13 protein-coding genes are annotated in these 20,458 nt (G+C 68.5%); 1 reads left to right on the top strand and 12 read right to left on the bottom strand.

Annotated features, from left to right (window positions below):
- Positions 1-27: 27 nt before the first annotated feature.
- From map to lanL, 10 genes are all read right to left on the bottom strand, one after another.
- Positions 28-849, bottom strand: coding sequence for a type I methionyl aminopeptidase (gene map, locus IE302_RS04045; RefSeq protein ID WP_191251825.1), 822 nt, complete (start codon positions 847-849; stop codon positions 28-30).
- Positions 846-1,103, bottom strand: coding sequence for a hypothetical protein (locus tag IE302_RS04040; protein ID WP_191251823.1), 258 nt, complete (start codon positions 1,101-1,103; stop codon positions 846-848). The genes map and IE302_RS04040 overlap by 4 nt, the downstream gene beginning before the upstream one ends.
- A 476-nt stretch (positions 1,104-1,579) precedes the next feature.
- Positions 1,580-2,944, bottom strand: coding sequence for an aspartate aminotransferase family protein (locus tag IE302_RS04035; protein ID WP_191251822.1), 1,365 nt, complete (start codon positions 2,942-2,944; stop codon positions 1,580-1,582).
- Positions 2,941-7,005: a Pls/PosA family non-ribosomal peptide synthetase gene (locus IE302_RS04030; protein WP_191251820.1), complete on the bottom strand. Its 4,065-nt coding sequence runs from the start codon at positions 7,003-7,005 to the stop codon at positions 2,941-2,943. Before IE302_RS04030 ends, IE302_RS04035 begins: the two co-directional genes overlap by 4 nt.
- Positions 7,002-8,270, bottom strand: coding sequence for an aspartate kinase (locus IE302_RS04025; RefSeq protein ID WP_191251818.1), 1,269 nt, complete (start codon positions 8,268-8,270; stop codon positions 7,002-7,004). The genes IE302_RS04030 and IE302_RS04025 overlap by 4 nt, the downstream gene beginning before the upstream one ends.
- 741 nt (positions 8,271-9,011) lie before the next feature.
- Positions 9,012-9,596: a thioredoxin-like domain-containing protein gene (locus tag IE302_RS04020; protein ID WP_191251816.1), complete on the bottom strand. Its 585-nt coding sequence runs from the start codon at positions 9,594-9,596 to the stop codon at positions 9,012-9,014.
- Between the two features lies 1 nt (position 9,597).
- The gene (locus IE302_RS04015) at positions 9,598-11,280 is read right to left on the bottom strand and encodes an ABC transporter ATP-binding protein (protein ID WP_191251814.1); all 1,683 of its coding nucleotides are present in this window, start codon (positions 11,278-11,280) and stop codon (positions 9,598-9,600) included.
- Positions 11,277-12,950 (bottom strand): ABC transporter ATP-binding protein, encoded by a 1,674-nt coding sequence (locus IE302_RS04010; RefSeq protein WP_191251812.1) that lies wholly within the window; start codon positions 12,948-12,950, stop codon positions 11,277-11,279. Before IE302_RS04010 ends, IE302_RS04015 begins: the two co-directional genes overlap by 4 nt.
- Before the next feature lie 81 nt (positions 12,951-13,031).
- A complete protein-coding gene (locus IE302_RS04005; RefSeq protein WP_191251810.1) occupies positions 13,032-13,190 on the bottom strand; it encodes a listeriolysin S family TOMM bacteriocin in 159 nt (52 codons plus the stop codon).
- A gap of 5 nt (positions 13,191-13,195) precedes the next feature.
- A complete protein-coding gene (lanL, locus tag IE302_RS04000; RefSeq protein ID WP_191251808.1) occupies positions 13,196-15,946 on the bottom strand; it encodes a class IV lanthionine synthetase LanL in 2,751 nt (916 codons plus the stop codon).
- Between the two features lie 210 nt (positions 15,947-16,156).
- On the opposite strand from lanL, the gene IE302_RS03995 reads away from it, so the two are divergent.
- Positions 16,157-18,721 carry a helix-turn-helix transcriptional regulator gene (locus IE302_RS03995; protein WP_191251806.1) on the top strand — a complete coding sequence of 855 codons (2,565 nt, stop codon included), beginning with the start codon at positions 16,157-16,159 and terminating at the stop codon, positions 18,719-18,721.
- On the opposite strand, the gene IE302_RS03990 is transcribed toward IE302_RS03995, so the two are convergent.
- Positions 18,696-19,508, bottom strand: coding sequence for a ribosome hibernation promotion factor (locus IE302_RS03990; protein WP_191251804.1), 813 nt, complete (start codon positions 19,506-19,508; stop codon positions 18,696-18,698). The two genes, IE302_RS03995 and IE302_RS03990, sit on opposite strands and share 26 nt — an antisense overlap.
- 31 nt (positions 19,509-19,539) lie before the next feature.
- The gene (locus tag IE302_RS03985) at positions 19,540-20,448 is read right to left on the bottom strand and encodes a universal stress protein (protein ID WP_191251802.1); all 909 of its coding nucleotides are present in this window, start codon (positions 20,446-20,448) and stop codon (positions 19,540-19,542) included.
- Positions 20,449-20,458 lie beyond the last annotated feature (10 nt).

The following is a 20,458-nucleotide window of genomic DNA, read 5'->3' as shown; positions in this document are numbered from 1 at the left end:
TCACCCGCACAGCACCCGTTCGGCGGCTCAGGAATCCTTTGTGGACAGACGGTCGGTTCCCGCCCGCGTCGCGGGGTTCTCCTGCTCACGACGGGTGAGCACCAAGGGGACGTCCTCGGTGACGGCCACCGTGTGCTCGGTGTGGGCCGCGCGCGAGCCGTCGGCCGAGCGGATGGTCCAGCCGTCGGGGTCGAACACGATCCGGTCGGTCGTCCGGGCGAACCAGGGTTCGAGCGCGAGGGTCAGTCCCGGCTGCAGTTTCATGCCTCGGCCTGCTTTGCCCTTGTTGGGAACGTGGAGCTCTTCGTGCATGGTGCGGCCGATGCCGTGGCCGCCGAACTCGGTGTTGACCGGATAACCATGACCACTGGCCACGGCCCAGATGGCCGCCGAGATGTCACCCAGGCGGTTGCCGGGTCGCGCCGCGTCGATCGCCGCCTCCAACGCCTCCTCGGTGGCGCGGACGATCCGCAGGTCCTCCTCGGCGGCCGTCCCGACGATGACCGTGCGCGCCGAGTCGGCCGCCCAGCCGTCGATCTTCACCGCGAAGTCCGCGGTGAGGACGTCGCCGTCGCGCAGCGTGTAGTCGTGGGGCAGGCCGTGCAGGACGGCGTCGTTCACCGCCAGGCAGATGACATTGCGGAACGGGCCCTTGCCGAAGGACGGCGCGTAATCCCAGTAGCACGACTCCGCCCCACGCCGTTCGATCATGCCGCGTACGTGGTGTTCCAGGTCCATGAGGTTGACGCCCACGTCGGCGAGCGCGCCGACCTCGGTGAGCACCTCGGCCACGAAACGCCCGGTCACGTGCATGCGCTCGACCTCGGCGGGCGTCTTCAGTTCGATCACGGAAACCTCACGTCCAGGGTCGGTATTATCATACCGGCACCGTAGCACGGCTCGGTATAATAATACCACTTGACGTCGACAGTGCAGCTGAGCGACTGGCCGAGGTGGTCGCGAGTGGCGACCTGGGCCGAGCGGCTAGGCGAGGTCGGCCGGGGCGCGTCCGCACCTTCCTTCGTCTGCATGAAGTCCGTGAAGGCCTCCTTCCCTACCCTGAAAGTAGTGAAGGAGGCCTTCACGGAGTCGGCGATCGCCACGTCCGCCACAGAAACCCCACACACCCCAGCGGGTGCGCGTGAAGGTCCCCTTCACGCGGCTCAGCCGAGGAAACTCGACCTTCACGCCGACCCAAGTACATGAAGGCCCCCTTCCTTGCGCCTGGCGCAAGGAAGGGGGCCTTCATATACCTCAGGAGGGGCAAGCGCCGGTATCGAGTAGGGCGGCCCGGTATTTACCTATCCACGCCTGACCTGCGCGAGGGTGCCGGATACGCGGCTGCCGGGCTCGACGGTGCAGGAATCGGGACGTTGGATGCCCCAATTCCTGCACCGTCGTCAGGGTCGCCCGATCCCGGATCTTGATCAACGGAAGATCCGGGACGCTCAACGTCCCCAATCCTCCGTTGATCAAGGTCGTACCGGGGCATCGTGGCGTCCACGCCCGAGGTGAAGGGGACCTTTCCCGCTTGCGATGCGGCGAAAGTCCCCTTCACCTCACTTGAGCCAGGCGGCCCCTACCGGCCCGCGACGCAGTGCGCGACGGCGTCGAGCAGGATCCCGCAGGCGAGCTCCATCTCCTCCTCGGTCACGGTGAGCGGAGGCATCAGCCGGATCACGCCGTCATCGCGGCCACCGAGTTCGATGATCAGCCCGTGCCGCAACGCGTACGCCTGGACGGCGCGGGCGTACCCGCTCGCCGGACGGCCGTCGCGGGGATCGGCAAGCTCGATCCCCCACATCAGGCCGAGCCCGCGGACCTCCCGGACCCAGGGGTGACCTCGCAGCACCCCGAGCCGTCTTTCGAGTTGCCGCCCACGATCCTGGACGTTGCCGAGCACGTCGTCGCGCCGGACGATGTGGACGGCCGCGGCGCCTGCCGCGAACGCGGCCTGATTGCCCCGGAACGTGCCCGTGTGCGCACCGGGCGCCCAGCCGTCCAGCCGTTTGTCGTAGAGGATGACCGCCACCGGCAACCCCATCCCGCTCAAGGCCTTCGAGGCGATGATCACGTCCGGCTCGATGTCGTAATGCTCGAACGCGAACCAGGTGCCGGTGCGGCCGCAGCCGGTCTGCACCTCGTCGACCACGAGCGGGATGTCCAGCTCCGCGGTCAGCGCGCGGACGCGCCGCACGAAGTCGCGATCCGCCGGGATCAGCCCGCCTTCGCCCTGCACCATCTCCATGATCACGGCGGCGGGAAGCGGGATACCGCCGTTGGGATCGCGCAGGGACCGCTCCAGCAAGCCCACGCAGTTGGTCTCACAGGTGTCCCGTGAGAGCCCCAGCGGACAACGGGCGCAGTAAGAGTACGGGAAGAAGTGCACACCGGGCACGCCGTTGGCGATCGGCCGTTTCTGGGCGACGAGGCCGGTCAACGCCATCGCCGCGTGGCTCGATCCGTGGAACCCGCCCTGGAAGGTCACCAGATCCCCACGCCCGGTCGCGGTCTTGCAGAGCTTGATCGCGGCGTCCACCGCGTTGGCCCCGCCCGGACCGCAGAAGTGCATCCGCATCCGTGAACGCATGTCCGTGGGCAGCATGGACAGCTGGGCGTCGACGAACTCGCGTTTGGCCGGCGTCGGGAAGTCGAGGCCATGAGTGAGCACGTGCAGCTGCTCGGTGGCCGCGTGCACCAGCTCGGGATGGTTGTGGCCCAGGGACAGCACACCCGCGCCCGCCAGGAAGTCCAGGAAGACGTTCCCGTCCATGTCTCGGATGTAGCTGCCTTCCCCGCCCGCGATCGCGATCGGCAGGTTGCGGGGATAAGCCCTCGCACTGGATTCCCATTGCCGCTGGTGTTCGAGGAACTCGGCCGAGCGCGGACCGGGCAGGTCGCCGCGGACCAGGGGCGCCGGTCTCGCGGTGTGAGTGTGGGTCATGGCAGCCTCCTTGCCGCAGTGCTGACTTCCGCCGTGTCGAGTTCGACCGCCGGATTGGCCTGCCAGCGGGTCCGGGCCGGGGCCGTGGTGCCTTTCATCAGGAACGCGTCCGCTTCCGCGATCGCCCCCTCCGCCATCGTCACTCCATAGTGGATGAACGCGCCGGTACCGATCGTGCAGGCCGGTCCGATGGCGATGTAGTCGGATTTGAACGTGCCGTCTTCGAGCGAATGGGCTTGCAGGACGGTGTGCAGATTGAGCGTGCAGTCGTCGCCGATGCGCACCAACGACCGTTCCGGGATCGCGCATCCGTCGTCGAAGACGCGGCGTCCGATCCGGACGCCGAGGCAGCGCCAGAGGAAGGACTTGAACGGCGTCCCGTTGAACAACGCGAGATAGCGGGCGGGACTGAGCTTCCAGTACCGCTCGTGCCGCCAGAACACCGGATCGTAGATCGAGCAGAACCGGGGTCGCAGCGACCGGAAGCCTTGCACGGCGAGTTCGGCCAGGATGAAGAACGCGACCGAGAACAGCAGTGAGGCCACGATGCCGCCGCCGACGGCGAGCGAGCCGATCCGGTCGTGCGCGATGCTGGCCGCCGTCCCCACCAGAGTGATACCGAGCAAATGGAGCCAGTGCACCAGCAGGTAGACGAGCATGGTGCCGATGTTGTGCCGGTTCTTCGCCCGCAGATTCCGGCGAAGCGCGTCCCCGGTGCTGAGATGCGCGAACCCGCCGTCACGACGGACGTTCCTCGGGATCTCGAACGCCGGTGACCCCAGCAGGCCGACGTTCTCCCGGAGCGGCCCGTCGAGAGGAACGAGGACCTTGGTGGCCAGGAGGACATTGCGGCCGACCCGTGCTTCCGGCGGGAAGGCGATCTCGTTGCCCAGGAACGCCTCCGGCGCGATGGCGGTCCTGCGCAACCGGAACGACGACGCGGAGAAGTCCGCGTTGAGCATCGAGAGGCCGTCCGAGACCATCGTCCCGGTGCCGACCGTGCTGAGGAACGGCGTCTCGTGCTTGACCTCCACCCCGAAGTTGGACCCGGTCTGGTGGATCTTCGACAGGTCGTACCCCAGTGCACGCAGGTAATACACGATGTAGCTGCTGTCGCCGAACAGATAGGTGAACGAGCGCAGGTTCGTCAGCCGCGCGATCAGCCGTTGGATCCCGAAATGCGCGCCGTACAGCGGATAGACCCGGCCCGGCCGAAGGAACAGGTTGAGCAGGCGCGGGATCGTGAGGACGAACGCCAGCCCGGCGATCAACCCGCCGAAGTACAGCAGTGCCGAACCCGCGATCTGGTCCCGGTAGAAGGCCCAGCTGGAGAAGTCCCCCGTCGCCGTGAACAGGCGGTCGACGACCAGTTCCGCACCGCCCAGAGTCGCCGGAAGCGTCGCCAGCAGCATGAGCAGCAGGCTGGACACGCAGAAGGCGAACGGCCTGAACCTGCCACGCGGGACCGTTCCCAGCGACCGGTAGTCCACTGTGGATGGACGAGCGGGCGAGCCGTGCCAGGACTCGCCGTCGGGCACGCTCTGCCCGGTGTTCAAGGACGACGAATGGCCGAGCTGCGCGTCGTCCCCCAGCGCGGTGTCGATGTCGAGCACGGTCATCTCACCGACGAAGGCGTGGTCGCCCAAGGTGACCCTGCCGGTTTGGATCCAGCCCGCCCTGGCGCGATAGCAGGAGAAGAAGACGTCCTTCCGGATGACGGCCCCGGCGCCGACGCGGAGCAGATCCGTGCACACCGGAGCGTTCCGGGACAGGATCAAGGCTCCCTTGCCGATGTCCGCGCCGAGCAACCTCAGGTACCAGGAGTACAACGGGGTCCCGGTGAACAGCATCAACGGGCTGAACCTGACCAGGGTCTTGACCGTCCAGAAGCGCAGATAGCCAAGGCTCCACAGGGGTATCTCCCCCGGTTTCCACCGTCCGACGATCGTCCACTTCGCCAGGAGCGGCACCACCGACAGCACGACGAACACGATGAGGCCGAGCCCCACCGCACGCAGGTAGACGTCGATGATCCCGGTCGCCCCGGTGATCCAGGCGAATCCCTTGTCCAGGATCCAGCCCGAACCCGCGGCGTAGGCGAGGAAGATGACGAGCTGGAACAGTCCACAGAGGACGTAAGCCGCGGTGGACGCCCGGCGCGGTTCCTCGGCACGGGCGACCGCGCTTTCGGGTGAAGCGGAAGCCAGCTCGGCCAGGCCGCGAACGGTCGGGTTGAGGTACACGTCCCTCGCCGACAACGGCGCGACTTCGCCGCGTTCCCGCACCTGAGTGCAGAACTTGGCCAACAGCAGCGAGTCCGCGCCGTAGTCGTCGAAGAAGTGTCCTGTCGCCGAGATCCGCTCGATGCCGAGGACCCGCCCCAAGGCCTCCGCCAGATGCTGTTCGGTATCGCCCGCCGGCGCCACGTAGTCGACGTCGTTCGCCGTTCTTCGCGGATTCGTCGGCGCCGGGAGGTTCTTGCGGTCGGCTTTGCCCGCCGGGGTCAGGGGAATGCGATCGAGCTGCTCGAGATAGGCGGGCACCATGTAGCCCGGCAGCAGTTCCCCCAGACGACGACGCAGCTCGCCGGCGTCGATGGTCTCTCTGTCGCGCCGCAGGCTGTAGTAGGCGACCAGTTCGGTCGTGCCCGCCTCCGGATGATGGGTCTCGACCACCGCTTGCGCGATCCCGGGTATCTGCAGGAGGACGGACTCGATCTCGGTGAGCTCGACCCGGTAGCCGCGGATCTTCACCTGCGTGTCGGCGCGGCCGTGATACTCGATCTCCCCGTCCGGGGTGATCCGGCCCAGGTCGCCGGTGCGGTAGATGCGGTGCGACGGGTTGTGCCCGATGTCGAGGAAGTCCGGGATGAACGCGCCCTCGGTCAGGTCCGGCCGGTTCAGATAGCCCCCGGCGAGCCCGATCCCGGCGATCCCTATCTCCCCCAGCTCCCCGGCCGCCAGCGCTCTAGGCTCGTCCGGATCGAGGATGACGACCGAATAGGTCGGCAAGGGCACCCCGATGGTCACCGGCCGATCCGGTCTCAGCACCGACCACGTCGCGGTGACCGTGGCCTCGGTCGGACCGTAGACGTTGAGGAAGCGCCGGTCCGGGTGATACCAGCGACGGACGAGATCCTCGGGGCACGCCTCGCCGGACACCAGGAGAAACCGCAGCAACGGCAGTTCCTCGTCGAGGCTGGCCAGCAGGGTCGGGACGCAGCACAGCGCGGTGACCCGGTTGTCCCGCAGGAATTCGAGGAGCTCGTGACCGACGAGGCTGGTACCGCCGGGCTTCGGCACGAGCGTCGCCCCGCAGAGCAGCGGGACCCAGATCTCCTCGACCGAGAAGTCGAACGCGATCGTCATCCCCTGATAGACCCGATCGGTGCCCTGGATGCCGTAGACGTCGGAAGCGACGCGGACGAAGTTGCAGATCGCGGCGTGGTCGATCGTCACGCCTTTCGGGCGCCCGGTCGATCCGGACGTGTAGACGATGTAACAGAGTTCGTCCGCCGGATCGCCCTTCTCGGCCGCGCTGAGCCGCTCGCCCGGCTGTGCCGAGATGCGGTCCGAGTCCTCGTCGAGGCAGAGCAGATCGACGCTGCCCGGCTCGAACCTGTCGCGCAGGCCGGAGATCGACAACACCATCCGGACACCGGCGTCGCGGACGATGTAGGCCAGTCTGTCGTCGGGGAAACCCGCGTCGAGTGGTACGTACGCCGCGTTGACCTTGAGTACCGCCAGCATCGCGACATAAGGATGAACCGGTTCGTCGAACAGCAGCCCGATCCGATCGCCGGGCAGCACCCCGTGCGCCCGCAGGTGCCGGGCGAGACGATTGGCCCGCTCGTCCAATGCGGCGAAGGTGAGTTTCGTCCCCGCGGCGTCGACCGCGAGACGATCACCGAAGCCGTCGGCACGCAACCGGTCGCAGAGCCGCTCGTACAACTGCTCGAGCCGATCGCCGACGCGCCAGCGAACCCGCTGTTCGTGGCCGTCGCACGTCAGGACAAGGCCGTCGGTCGTGAAGAGACCCGACGGCTGGCCATAAGGGCTCATGTCCTGTCCTCCGCCAGGCCGAACGACTCGTGCAGGGCACGGACGGTCGTGTCGACTGCTTCAGCGGGGATCACCGCCGTGAGGCGCGACTGCGAGGTCGTCATCGCCGGCACCGTGACCCGGTGGTCGGCGAGGACCCGCAGTAGTTCGGGTAGGAAGCCGGGTGGATCGAGCAACGCGGTACCGACGACGGAGACCGACCCGAGTTCCTCGAAGACGGTGGAACGCGCGTCCAGCTCCATCGCGAGTTCCGTGATCGGCCGGCCGAGCGGCTCCGAACCACGGACGGTGAACCGCAGTTCGCCTGGATCGGGCCAGCTCAGGTTCTCGGGCTTCACCCCGCATCCGGCGAGCGTCGTGAGCACGCGGGCGTAGTGATCCGGGTTCGAGGCCGAAACCTCGACCCTGACCAGCCGCACGTCTCGTTCGTGGGCGATGCCGATGACGCGAGGAGTGCCTTCCAGTGACGATTCTCCCGCGGTGACAACGGTGGAAGGACCGGGATCGGAGGAATGCGTCACCCGCACGGCCACCCCGTGACGCCGCGCGAGTTCCACGGACCGGGGATGCAGTACCCGGGCACCGACACCGGCGAGCTCGACCATGGCGTCGTAGGAGATCTCCTCGACCGGCCGGGTGTCCGGCACGATCCGGGGGTCGGCCGTGCGCACACCGTGGACGTCGGTGCAGATCTCGCATTCGGAACCGCCGAGCGCGGCGGCCAGTGCCACCGCCGTGGTGTCGGAGCCCCCTCTGCCCAGGGTCAGCAGTTCGCCGTTCGCGTCACGCCCCTGGAAACCGGCGACCACGACGACCTGCGCGTCACGCAGCCGCGCGAGGATCTTGTCCGGGTCGATCCGGACGATCGTCCCGGCCCCTGGTTCGCCGCTCACCTCGATTCCGGCCTGGTCGCCGGACAGTGAAACGGCCTCGACGCCGCGTTCGGCCAGCGCCATGGCGAGCACCGACGCGGAAACCTGTTCACCGGTCGCCATCAACTGATCGAGCTCCCGCGGAGACGGCGGTTCGGCGAACTCCGCGGCCAGCGCGATCAAGCGGTCGGTGGTGTCCCCCATGGCCGACACCACCAGGACCACCCGTTGCCCCGCTTCGGTTAGCGAGACCACCTCCGTGGCCACATCACCCACCATCCGGGGTGTGGCCAGCGACGATCCGCCATATTTCCGTACGACGAGCCCTCCGCTTCGTACTTTTCGTAAAGGCGGGTCCAAGCTGACTTCAAGATCTTGAGTCGAATTCACCATTTTCCTTAGTAGAACGCCGTTATGGCTGGGTTTACATTTGGACAAAGTCACCCCGGATAGGCCCGCCGCGAATACGCGAATTCACGGGTTGCACTGCCACGAGCGGGCCAAGCGCGTCGCGCAGCCGGGACGACAGGTTTGGAAAGTAGTGCGAGAAACTTTGAATCGGTACCTCCATCCGTACGAAAGGTCCTCTAATGAGTTCGCACGACATAAGTCGGCGACAATGCGCAAGGGCATACGTACGAACAGCCCACTTCGATGGAATTAGGGCAGATGAATGATGAATTCGTATTTGCTTCGAAAATCGACGGAACAGCCATTGGGCAAAGCGGAACGAATTTAACCACCCGCCGGAAGTTACGAGATCCTTTTACCTCTCCACCAGCCGGGAGGAAACCGTCAAAAGGGCCATGACGCCCCTCGGTGGACGAAACACAGTATTTTTACCCACGTTCAAAGTCGGGTCACCCACGGTGTCGACACCGTTCAGGAACAGGATGCAGGGCCCCTTCGGGTGAGTGAATCCCATAATGCGGGTCGAGTTGCGTCACCAGTCGCCGTTTGCAGTCCGCGCCGTAGGTGGTCGAACCGGATGAGAACGTCCGCCCGCCGGATGGCATTTTTGCCCGAGTCCGCCCGGTCGGTGTCTCGCAAACCATGCCGGAAACCGGTTCAGTGATCACAAACCCCGCCAATGGGACTTACCGCAGGATACGCCGTCAAAGAACGGATTCATCCCTAAGGCAATGGGTTTCCGACGCCACCGTCGCAGGGTGCTCCTTTCTCGACCGCCTGCGGCCCCGCACGATAAAAGTCCAGGAATCGCGCGATCCGCGGGTCCGCCGGATCGTCCAGTGCGAGCTGCCTGCCCCACGCGGTGGCCACCACGGTGGCGGGCAGACCAGGGTACGGACTGAGCAAAGTGTGGTGTTTTCCTTTGATCAGCCCGCTGAGCATGTCCAGCTGCCAGGCGGGCAGGCCGGGACGATAGGTGAGCCACACCGCGCCGTGCTCCAGCGAATGGACCGCGTTCTCGTTACGCAACGGCTCGGCGTACACGCCGCAGTTCTGCAGCGCCGGATCGTGCGGGCCACCCGCGGGCGGGACCCGGTCGTACGCGACGGGTTCCGTCGTGTGCCCGCGCTCGCGGATGGCGAAGCGTTCGACGCCGGCGATCTCCGGCTCACTCTGTTCGGTGAGCCTGGTGAACCCGACCAGATCCGCCGCCAGGATCGCGAGGGTGGCGGTCAGGAGGAACACCCAGACGACTCCGCGTCGCCTCGGCGGGTCGCCCAGTGCGAATTCGTCGGCCGCTCGGTGCATCTCAGGCAGTCCGTCCTTTGTGGAGTGGTTCCGCTTCCCAGCTCGTCGCCAGTTCCCGGTACCGGCTGTTGCCCGCGAGCAGGCTCGAATGCGTCCCGTCCGCCACCCGGCCCCCGTCGACGAGCAGGACCCGATCCGCTCGCCACGCGCTGCTGATCCGGTGGGCGATCACGACGAGCGTGCCGCCTCGGCGAGCGAAGGCCGTTTCCGCGCGCTGTTCGGCCGCCGGATCCAGATGGCAGGTCGCCTCGTCGAGGATCACCACCGGCGCCGGGGAAAGATGGGTGCGGGCGAGCGTGATGAGCTGCCGCTCGCCCGCCGAAAGCCCCGCACCGCCTGGAGGTAGCTCCCGGTCGAGTTCGAGCTCGTCCAGACCGAAGAGCCGTGCGGTGCGGAGCAGGTCCTTGTCGGCGGTGTCCGGCGCCAGGTACGCGAGGTTCTCCCGGACGGTTCCGGCGAAGACGTAGGCCTCCTGCGGGACGAGGGCGACCGAACGGCCACCGCGGATCGACCCGGCGGTCGGCGTCCTGAGGCCGCAGAGAAGAGAGGCCAGGGTCGACTTTCCCGCCCCGCTCGGGCCGACCACGGCGAGATGCTGTCCGGACGGGATGTCCAGGCTGACGTCGTCCAGCACGGGGTCGGCCGTCGGGGAGTAGGCGTACGACACATGTCGGAGGCTGATCGTCCGGGAACTCCGCACCGCCCTCGGGGACGCGGGCGCCCCAGGTCCGGTGGCGACCTCACTGAGCCTGGCCATCGTCCCGACCAGGTCCATCACCCAGCCCGCACCGCCGTAGACGAGGAACTTCACCGCCGGGGCGAGCCCGAACATCACGTAGTACACGGCGGCGACCAGATCACCCGAAGACAACCGGCCATCCGAGATCAGGACCGGCGCGAGGGACAGGAGAGCCAGCAGCCCGAGGTCGACGCCGAGGCTCACGGTGAGGGAACGCAACACCCCGACCCTGGCGTACCTGACGCTCGCGTGCCGAGAGGCGTCGATACCTTCGCGCACTTGCCGGGTCGCGGTCGGTTCGGCGGCGAAGGCGACGATGTCCCGCCGCGCGGTGAACACCTTGGTGGCGTCGTCGGCGAGGCGTTCTTCGACCAGGATCGCCTTCCGCTGCCATTTCCAGGCGAACCGCACCAGCCACCGGTACACGAAGGCCGCCGCGAGCAGGCCCGGGAGCAGCACCAGGGCCGCGACCGGGACGACGGCGGCGAGCCCGGCCAGCGCACCGATCGCGACGGAGACCGTGGTGTGCACGTTGCGCAGTACCGTCGCGACGAGCCGTCGGACCGACTCGGTCTCGTCGGTGGCCTGCCGCACGGCGGCCCCGGCTTCGGCGCTCTCCCCCGCCAGCGCGCGGTCGAGGCCCGCCGCCGTGATCGCGGTGACCAGCCGGTCCCGGAGCGGCTCGACGATCCTGGCCAGCGGGCCGAACAACACCCTGGTCAGGACCGCGCCTGCCAGCTGGATCTGGACCAGCAGCGCCAGCCACCACAGCCCAGTCCCGACCTGCCGCACGAAGAACCCATCGTCCAGGGCCCGCGCGATCAACACCCCGGACGTCGCCGTCGGCGCCGACAGCAGCAACGCCAACCCCGCGACCGCGAACAGGGACCGCTGGTACGGGGCCAGTTCCCTGAGCAGCAGCCGCACCCCGGCGCGGGCCTTCACGGCTCCCCCACGGCGAACAACTCGCGATAGCCGTCGTCGCGCCACAGTTCGTGGTGCGGCGCGAGGGCTCGCAACCCACCGTCGTCGAGCCACGCGACGAGATCCGAACCGGCCGCGGTGACCACGCGGTGCGCGACGACGAGCGCCGTCCGCGAGCGCCACGCCGACCGGATCGCGCGGGAGATCTCCGCAGCGGTCGCGGTATCCACATTGGACATCGCGTCGTCGAGCACCAGCACGCGGGCGGGTCTGGCGAGCGCCCTCGCCAGGCCGAGGCGCTGGATCTCGCCGCCGGACAACGGGAGGCGGTCGGCCGAAGTACCGTAGCCGTCCGGAAGCCGCCGGACGAACAGGTCTGCTCGTGCCTGCCTGGCCGCCCTCGCGACAGCGGATCCGGGCAACGGCGCCGTCGCGGCGATCGCGTCGCCGATCGTGACCCCGAACAGCGAGGGTTCGTCGAAGGCGTAGGCGATCTCGCTCCGGAGCGAGGACGGCTCCACCTCCCGGACGTCGACGCCGTCCAGCACCACCCGCCCCGACTCGGCGTCGGACAGCCTTCCGACCGTTCCCACCAGCGACGACTTCCCCGAACCCGACCGGCCGACGAGCGCGACATGCGTTCCGGCCGGAACCGTGAACGTCACCCGGCTCAACGGCCCGACGGCGACGTCTTCGAAGCGGATCTCGCCGTCGCCGCGAGGCAGAGCCCGCGGCCGGGACGGCACCGGCACGGACGGCGCGTCGTGGACCTCCAGCAGACGCCGGGAGTTCGCCGCGCTGTAGACCATGCTCACCAGCGCGTCCACCTGTTCCAGCAGACCCAGCGCCAGCTGGCTGTAGAACAGCGCGGCGAGGACCTCGCCGCCGTCGAGCCGTCCGGACAGCACGCCGAAACCCGCGACGGACAGCAGTGCCACCTCCTGGAACGGCGTGAGCAGCCCCATCCGCCAGCCGATCTCCCGCTGTGAACGCCAGGCGTCGAGGCCCGCGCTCCGCAATTCCGCCAGCGGACCGAGGATCCGGCGCAGCTCCCGGTCGCGGGTGCGGCAGGCACGGATGGTCCGGATCCCCGTATGCGCGTCGACCAGCAGCGCCGCCAGCCTGCCGCGCGCGGTCCGGTACCGGGTCTCGGCGTCGCCCACCCGCCGGAGGAACACCCGCACCGCGAACCAGCTGACGACGAGTTCGGCTCCGACGAGCCCGGTGAGCCACGGATCGAGGAACCACAACGCGACCAGCGCCACCACCGATCCGGCCGCGGTGATCAGCACCCCGATCACGCCGAACCCGAGCTGCGCGGGAGCGTTCGCGTCACCGGAGAACCGCGTCAGCAGGTCTCCGGGCGAGAACTCCCGCTGCCGGACCGGCAGGCTCAGCGTCTTCTCCAGCAGGTCCCGGCGGTGCCGCGCAGTGGTCTCCGCCATCCCCCGCACCGTCACCTGACCCGCGACGACGGACGCCACGAGACCGATGCCGAGCACCGTCGCCAGGGCGAGCAGCGGCCCGGTCGCCACACCCCGGCCGGACATGGCCGCGACCGCGTCCGCCAGCGACGACGGCACCAGGAGTTCACAGGCCAGCGCCACGGCGGCGCCGCCGACCGCGAACGCCGTCAGCACCGGCCGGCGCCTGAGCAGGTCGCGCAGCACGACTTGGCGTACCGAGGTCATGGTCGGGTTCCCCTCACGATGGAAAACCCGCCGGAGGCGGAGTCGTGGTCACGCCTCCGGCGAGTTCGTCTGCCATGTCGATCAGCTGTCCTTGATCGGCAGTTTCGGCTTGATGCAGGTCGCGCCACACGACTTGCTGCCGCACGTGAAGCTGCAGCAACCCGCGGAGAAGTCCATGTAGGACGGACCTGTTCCCGGCTCAGGCAGTGCCTGCAGTGCCTCGACGTTGGGAATCGCCATATCGGTCACCTCCTCTCGGAACGAGTTCCGGAGCGCGTCGGCGCCAGGCCGTCACGCCAGGTCGAAGGGTCGGGGTGGAAGAGCCGCCGACCGCCGAACCTCAGCCGGGCTAGGAAGGCGAGCTGTCCGGAGATCCCCGCTCCGAAGCCGCTGGTGACGTCCTTGCCGCCCTCGTCCGGCAGCACTGCCCGGCCGTTCCGGTAGATCCGGCGCGCCCACATCAGCTGCGCGATCGACTCCGCCCAGGCCCGGTAAGTCGGGTCGCCGGTCGCGCCCGCCAGGTCGAGCAGGAAGTCGCCGTTGCCGGGAAGTCCGTGGCAGTAGGCGGTTCCCGCCCACTGCCGGGTCGCCATCACCGCACGGGCCGCCCCGATCGACGCCTGGAGGTAACGCTCGTCTCCTGTCTCCGAGTAGAGACGGCACAGGAAGGTGCCGATTCCCGCCGAACCGTTGCACCACCACACCGGTGCCCGCGTCGCCCCCGGACAGTCCGGCCAGTGCACGGCCCCGGCATCGACGCTCGACGCGGTCAGCAGTGTGTCGCCGCAACGCCGGGCGGCGTCGGCGAAGTCCTCGCGTCCCGCGGCTCCGGCCGCGGCGAGCAGGAACGCGCCGATCCCGGCCACCCCGTGGGCGAAGCCGTACGAGCGGTATCCGGCGAGGTCCGAATCGAACGACATCGGGATCGTCCACAAGAGACCGTCGGGTCCCGGGTTCGCGGCGGCCAGCACGGATTCGGCGCAGTGAACCGCGCGCCGGGCCAGTTCCGCGTCGCCGGTTTCGCCTGCCAGGTAGAGGAAGCACGTGCCCAGCCCCGAGAGACCGTGGGTGACGTCGGGGTTCGGCCAGGCCATGATGAGACTCTTGACCAGCCGCAGGGCACGGTCGGTGAGATCGGTGCGGCCCAGAGCCCGGCCGGCGTCGTACAGCGCCCAAGCCGTCCCGGAGAAACCGAAGTACAGGCCGGGAAGCCGGTGATGCTGACCGTCCAGATGCCGGAGGATCCGGGGCAGGACGATGTCGTACAGCCGGTCGACGTGGATGTCGTTCTCGCTGAGCCTCGCCAGCACGGCGAGGGTTCCCGCCAGCCCGTGCTGGACCGAGCACGGTTCGTTCAGCTCCCCGAATCCGGTCTCGGGCCAGGGTCTCGGCGCGGATTCGCCCGCGGCCGTCCCGACCAGATGTCCGAGCGCGCCCTCCACCAGTTCGTCCCACTGCTCGGGTGACCAGAGCAGTTCCCTCGATCCGGTGAGCGCCGGTGCCGGGCTCTCGGTCAGTTCGGCGACCTCCGCCAGGCTCATCCGCTCGGCGGGGTCGGTACGCATGAGCCCCTTGATCACCCGGCTCAGCGTCCGCGACAGCGGCCGGGCCAGCGGTGGGGCGAGCCATTCGGCCACCCGTTCCTCCAAGGGACGGACCTCGGGCAGGTCCTCGGCGAAGTCGGGATTCACATGGGCGGTCTGGTGCAGGAGCGTCGCTCCGAGGCTGAAGAGATCCGCGGTCGGATCCGGGTCCGCGCAGGCGAACTGCTCCGGCGCGCTCAGGCCCGGGGTTCCGCTGCCGACACCGAGCACCACCCACTCGACCGGGTTCCCGCCACGGACCGCCGCGAGTTCGAGGTCGATCAGCCGGACGGAACCGTCGGGCATGCTCAGCAGGTTGTTCGGCGTGAAGTCACGGACGACCACGCCTCGTTCGTGCAAGCGCTGCAGCAATCGCGCGAGTTTCCGGGCCAGCTCGGCGCTTCCGGCGGTGTCGAGCTGACCTTCACCGGTGCGCAGAACGCCGTCGACCCGCTCACGGAAGCCCATGCCGTCCAGGTATTCCTCGACCAGGAAAACGTGTTCCTGTTGCTCGAACAGATCGAGGTACTCCGGAACCAGGCCGGTGCCCGCGAGGTGGCGCAGCACGAATCCTTCGTGTCGCAGGTAGTCGCGCGCGTCGAGGCCTTCGCGATCGGTGCCGACGTGGGGCCGAGCTTCCTTGACGAGCACTTCGCGTCCGGTCTCCCGGTCCAGCGCGCGGTAGACACCGCCCTTGTTGGCGTGGCGGACCACCCGCGTGACTTCGTACCGGTCCCGCAGCAGCACCGACGTCGCCGTGGCGGAGTCCGTGTTTCCGAACGGGTCGGGAAGCCAGGACGGGGGTTGGAAGAAGCCCTGCCTCCGGTCTTCCACCGGCGCGCCGTTCTCGTCGAGGACGCAATCCCGATAGCCGCCGTCATGGGTCAGCATCCGGTAACCGTCGAACGCCCCATAACGGTAATGGACCAGACTCCCCGGCCGATACCTGGCGTCGGAAAGGATGGCCGGACCGGACAGTCCGGAAGTCGCTTCGTGCAACTTCTCGGCGAGTTCCAGCAAAGAATCACGATCCGTCGGGTAAACGGTGATGAATTTACCTGAATTGCCACGCGGGCACAGGAAGTCGTTGAGTTTCAGCACGTCGGCCGAAGTGGCGGCGAATTTGAACTGCGCCGAAGAGGCGAACAGGATCGGCAAACAGGCCTGCAGCACCCACGGCGCGGACAGCACGGTGGCCGAAACGTGTAGTTTCCAGCCCTGGACACGACGTTCCTCCACGGGCGGGCGCAGGTAGGTCCAGATGTCGTCGCGTTCGATCAGCCAGCCGGAAAGCACGCAGTCCGCCAGAGAATCGGTAACCAGTTCACCGGGTTCCGGGAAACCCGGTGACAGCGCCGCCGTCCGCGGCAGGGTCCGGAGATCGTCTTCTTCACGAACAAGCGGGAGAGCCATTGCATGTCCTCGACGTGGTCGGTTTGAGGACACGAACCTAGGCCGCGGCGATTCCACTCCGACAGAGCAGCGCCACTACTCAAACCCCTATTCGCACGGATCTCCGGATTACTCAATGCGAATGGAGCATCATCGCTTGACGTATCCCGGGACCGCATCGAGGCTGGACCGAAAGGGCTTCCGCGGAGGACACCTGAGGGGGGTGCCACCTTGGATTCGACGTGGCCACTGGTAGGACGCCGAAGAGAGCTTTCCTCGATCGACGAGGTGCTGGCCGGAACCACCGGAGGGCTCGTCCTGGCCGGGCCGCCAGGCGTCGGTAAGACCCGGTTGCTGCGTGTCGCGATGGAACGCGCGGCCGCCACCGGGCGTCGTGTCGAACTCCTGGCCGCGACCGGCGCCGGATCGTCGATCCCGCTCGGCGCCGCTTCCCACCTCCTGCCCGCCATGCCATCGTCCGACGAAGAACCTGACCGCACAACACTTTTCCGGTGGGCGTCCGCAGGATGGGACGAGGACGGCGCGGTCCTCGCCGTCGACGACGCCCATCTGCTCGACGAGGGGTCGGCCGCGCTGGTCCATCATCTCTGCACCCACCGGAAGGTCGTCGTGGTGGCGACCGTGGTGACCGGCGCGAGCACACCGGACGCGATCTTCACCCTGTGGAAGAACGGGCAAGCTCGCCGCACGGAAGTCCTGCCGTTACCCGATTCCGTCGTCGACGATCTGATCGGGCACGCGCTGGACGGCCATGTCCCGGTGTCCGTCCGGACCCGGCTGCGACGGCTGGCCGACGGGAATCCGTTGCACCTGCAGGCGTTGGTGCTCGACGGGCTCGAATCCGGAGCACTGGTACAGGAAAACGATTCCTGGCGCTGGCTGGGTCCGGTGGTCGGCGCCTGGCGGCTACACGAACTCGTCGAGGCACGGCTGCGCAGTTGCGACGCGGATGTACGTGCGGTGGTCGAACTGGTGGCCTGTGGTGAACCCTTGCCGCTCGGCCTGGTCGAACCGGAACCGGGACTGCTCGCGGCCGAACGCGCCGGGCTGCTCGAGGTCACGGGTGACGGACGCCGCTCCGAAGCCCGGCTCACCCATCCGATCTACGGCGAAGTGCTCCGTTCGGGCCTGAAACCCTTGCGCGCCCGAGAGATTCACCGGACGCTCGCCGAGCGCCTCGACGCCACCTCGTTGCGGCGCCGGGACGATCTGCTGCGCCTCACCAGCTGGCAGCTGGCCGCCGGTCTGCGGCCGAGTGTGCCGGACATGCTCGCCGCGGCCCGGCAATCCCTTGCCCGCCATGACCTCGTACTCGCGGAACGACTCGCCCGGGCCGCCGTCGACGCGGGATCCGATCAGGCTCGGACCCTGCTCGCCGAAGTACTCAGCTGGTGCGGCAGGCACCAGGACGGAATCGCGGTACTCGCCGAGAGCGGACGGTCCGAACCGAGTGCCTGGACCACGACCAGGGCAAGGCTCTTGTATTGGGGGCTCGCGCGGCACGACGAGGCCACGACGATGCTCCCTGACGATCCGACGGTGACGCGGGCACTGATCCTGCTCGCCGAAGGGAACTGCCGGGACGCCCTCGACATCGCACTCAAGATCACCGACCTGCAGTCGGCGCCGATCGACGTACGGCTCTGGGCGTTCACCACCGCGGTGAACGCCTACGCGATGCTCGGCAAGGCCTCGACCGCGCTTTCCTTCGCCCGCCGTGGCAGGCGGCTCGCCGAACGTCACGGCGACCTGGTCCGCACCGGATCACCGTATCTCCGGCTCGCCGAGGGGTACGCGTTGTTGTTCGCGGGCAGGATTTCCGCGGCGCAGGACGTCGCCGAGGACGGTGGGCAGTCCGCCGTACAGGTCGGTGACCCCGGGCTGATCGCGGCCTGGTCCGCGCTGTCCGGAATGATCTCCCAGCTTCGCGGTGAACTCCGCGCCGCCGTGACGTCGTTGCGCGAAACCGTCGCCATCGAAACGGCGCAGGATCCGACCGGCAGTCTCCACCTGCACGAGATGATCCTCGCCGGAACTCTGGCGATGAGCGGGGCCGTCGACGAAGCGGCCGAGATTCTCGACGGCATTCGCGATGACGACTCGCGGACGGCGGTCAAGCGGCTCTTCAAACCGCACGCCGAAGCCCATCGCGCTTGGGTCAGTGCCGCCCGTGGCGACCTGCGCGGCGCCGCCGAGATCGCCCTCGGCGGCGCGGAGATCGCCCGGCACGCCGAACTCCCGCTCATGGAAGCGGTGGTGCTGTACGAGGCCGCGCGGTTCGGCGCGGCGAGGCAGGTGGAGAAACGCTTGAAGGTGCTCGCGGAGACCGTCGAAGGCGATTTGATCCTCGTCTATCGTGACGCGGCCGCGGCACTGGCGGCAGGAGACGAACCCGCCCTGCTCGTCGCGGCGGACGCGTTCGCCGAACTGCCCGCTCCCCTGCTCGCCGCCGAGATGCTGACGGCCGCCGGCCGCGTCGCCCAGGCGGCGGGACATTCACGACGAGCGGGCGCCGCCCTCGCGAGGGCCCGCGAGCTGGCACGCTGTTGCCCGACCGCGCGGACCCCGGGGCTCGACAGCGTCGACGGCACCCAGCAGCTCACCCCGAGGGAACGCGAGATCGCCCGGCTGGCCGCGAGACAGGCGACGAGCCCGGAGATCGCCCGGCGGCTGCGGCTGTCCGTCAGGACCGTGGACAACCATCTGGCCCACGTTTACGACAAGCTCGGTATTTCCAGCAGGATCGAACTCAGCACGCTGTTCCGGCCGGGGTGATCAGTCCGTAGTGGCCGTCGTACCGGCGATAGAGCACGTTCCCCCGGGCGTGGTCGAGGTCGAGGAAGAAGAGGAACGGCAAGCCGAGCAGGCCGAGCCTGTCCACCGCGTCGTTCGTCGTCAGGACCGGCGCCGGTTGCCCGCTGACGGTCACCGCGAGCCGGAACGGGCTGAGCCGGTGCGGTCCCTGCGGCGTCGACTGCGCCAGCCGGTGCGACGTCGGACCGGCGTGGTAGAGCACGCTGTCCTGCCCTGTCCCGGATTCGGTGAACAGATGGAAGTCGTAGTCGAGAAAGTGCATCTCGAGGAACGCTTCGTCCACAGTGGAGCGAGCGAGTGAGCAGGATTTGCGCCGGACGATCTCCCGCTCACCCTCCGGCCGGGAAAGCCATCGCCCGGGAGAACCGGAGGGCGGATCGTGGCACCATTCGCCGGGATCGTCATCCGGACGACGCCCCCGCCGGGCCTCCCAGTGGAGCGCGCTCCGTTCCAGCCGGCGCCGCACTTTCAGGTCCAGGCGATCGATCGCCTCTTCGGCGGTCGGCGCGACGACCTGGGGCCGCAGCCGCCTTCCGCTCACATCGAGGTTCGCCTGGGCGATCACCGGCTGTTCACCGCCGGGATTCCCGTGTCTGGTCAGCCGCACCGACGCGGCGAGCACGGGACGATGGGCGAGCCCGAAGAGCCGTTTCACCCTCCGCCCGGCACGTTCGGTGAGGGCGGGTGGAAGGTCTCCGCGTACCGTCACATGTACGTCCGGCGTCACGGTGATACCGGTCGTCCGCATTCGACTGCTCCCTTCCGATCGAGTCGGCATCTCAGGTCCGATCGCCTTTCACCGAAAGCGGTTCCTCCCGCCGGATGCCGAACGCGGGAACCACCCCCGGCCGGACGACGGCGACCGGGCACGGCGCGAATCCCGGCTGTTCCAGGCCGACCGAGCCGAGCATGAGACCGCCGAAACCACTGTGGCCACGGGTCCCGGCCACGATCAGCCCGGCGCGCTCGCCGTATTCCATCAACACCCGGCCGGGACGGCCCCGGACGACGAGGCATTCCGACACGACGGCCGGGAACTCGGCGGCGACCCGGTCGATCTGCTTCTCCAGAGGCCGCAGGAAGTACTCGTGCGCGGTGACCGTCCCGTCCGGATCGGCCCCGCTCCAGGTCTTGAGCACCGTCACCGGCACGCCGAGCGTCGACGCCTCCTGGAACGCGAAGCGCACCGCCGCGGCCGAGCCACCCCAGTCGTCGACACCGACCAATACCGGCCCCGATCTGGTGCGGCCGCCGCGGACGACGATGACCGGGCAATGACCGTGGACCGCGAGCGCGAGTCCCGACGATCCCAACAGCAACCGGCCGCCACCGGTGAGCCCGCGGGAACCCAGCACCACCACCGCGGCCCGCCACGACTCTTCGACCAGCAGGACCCGGGGGTCCCCGGTCCTGGCCTCGGCTTCGATCTCCAACGTCGGCTCCGACGTCCGGGCGACCGCGGCCGCGATCTCCAGCCTTCTGGCCCCGGTCGCCCACATCGCCTCGCGGATCTCGGCGGCGGTGACCTCCAGATTGGGATAGTCGTGGCTCGGCGGGGCACTGGCGTGGACCAGCCGCAGCGGCCGTTCGCTCCGGACTGCTTCGCCCGCCGCCCAGCGCACCGCCCGCAGCGCGGCTTCGGAGCCGTCGACCCCCGTTACGACGGGTTCACGCTTTCCCACCGTCACACCGCCTCTC

Source organism: Amycolatopsis oliviviridis (genome assembly GCF_014654365.1).
Lineage (GTDB): Bacteria > Actinomycetota > Actinomycetes > Mycobacteriales > Pseudonocardiaceae > Amycolatopsis > Amycolatopsis oliviviridis.
The sequence above is the reverse complement of the archived record's forward strand: the minus strand, read 5'-3'. Positions and strand labels throughout refer to the sequence as shown.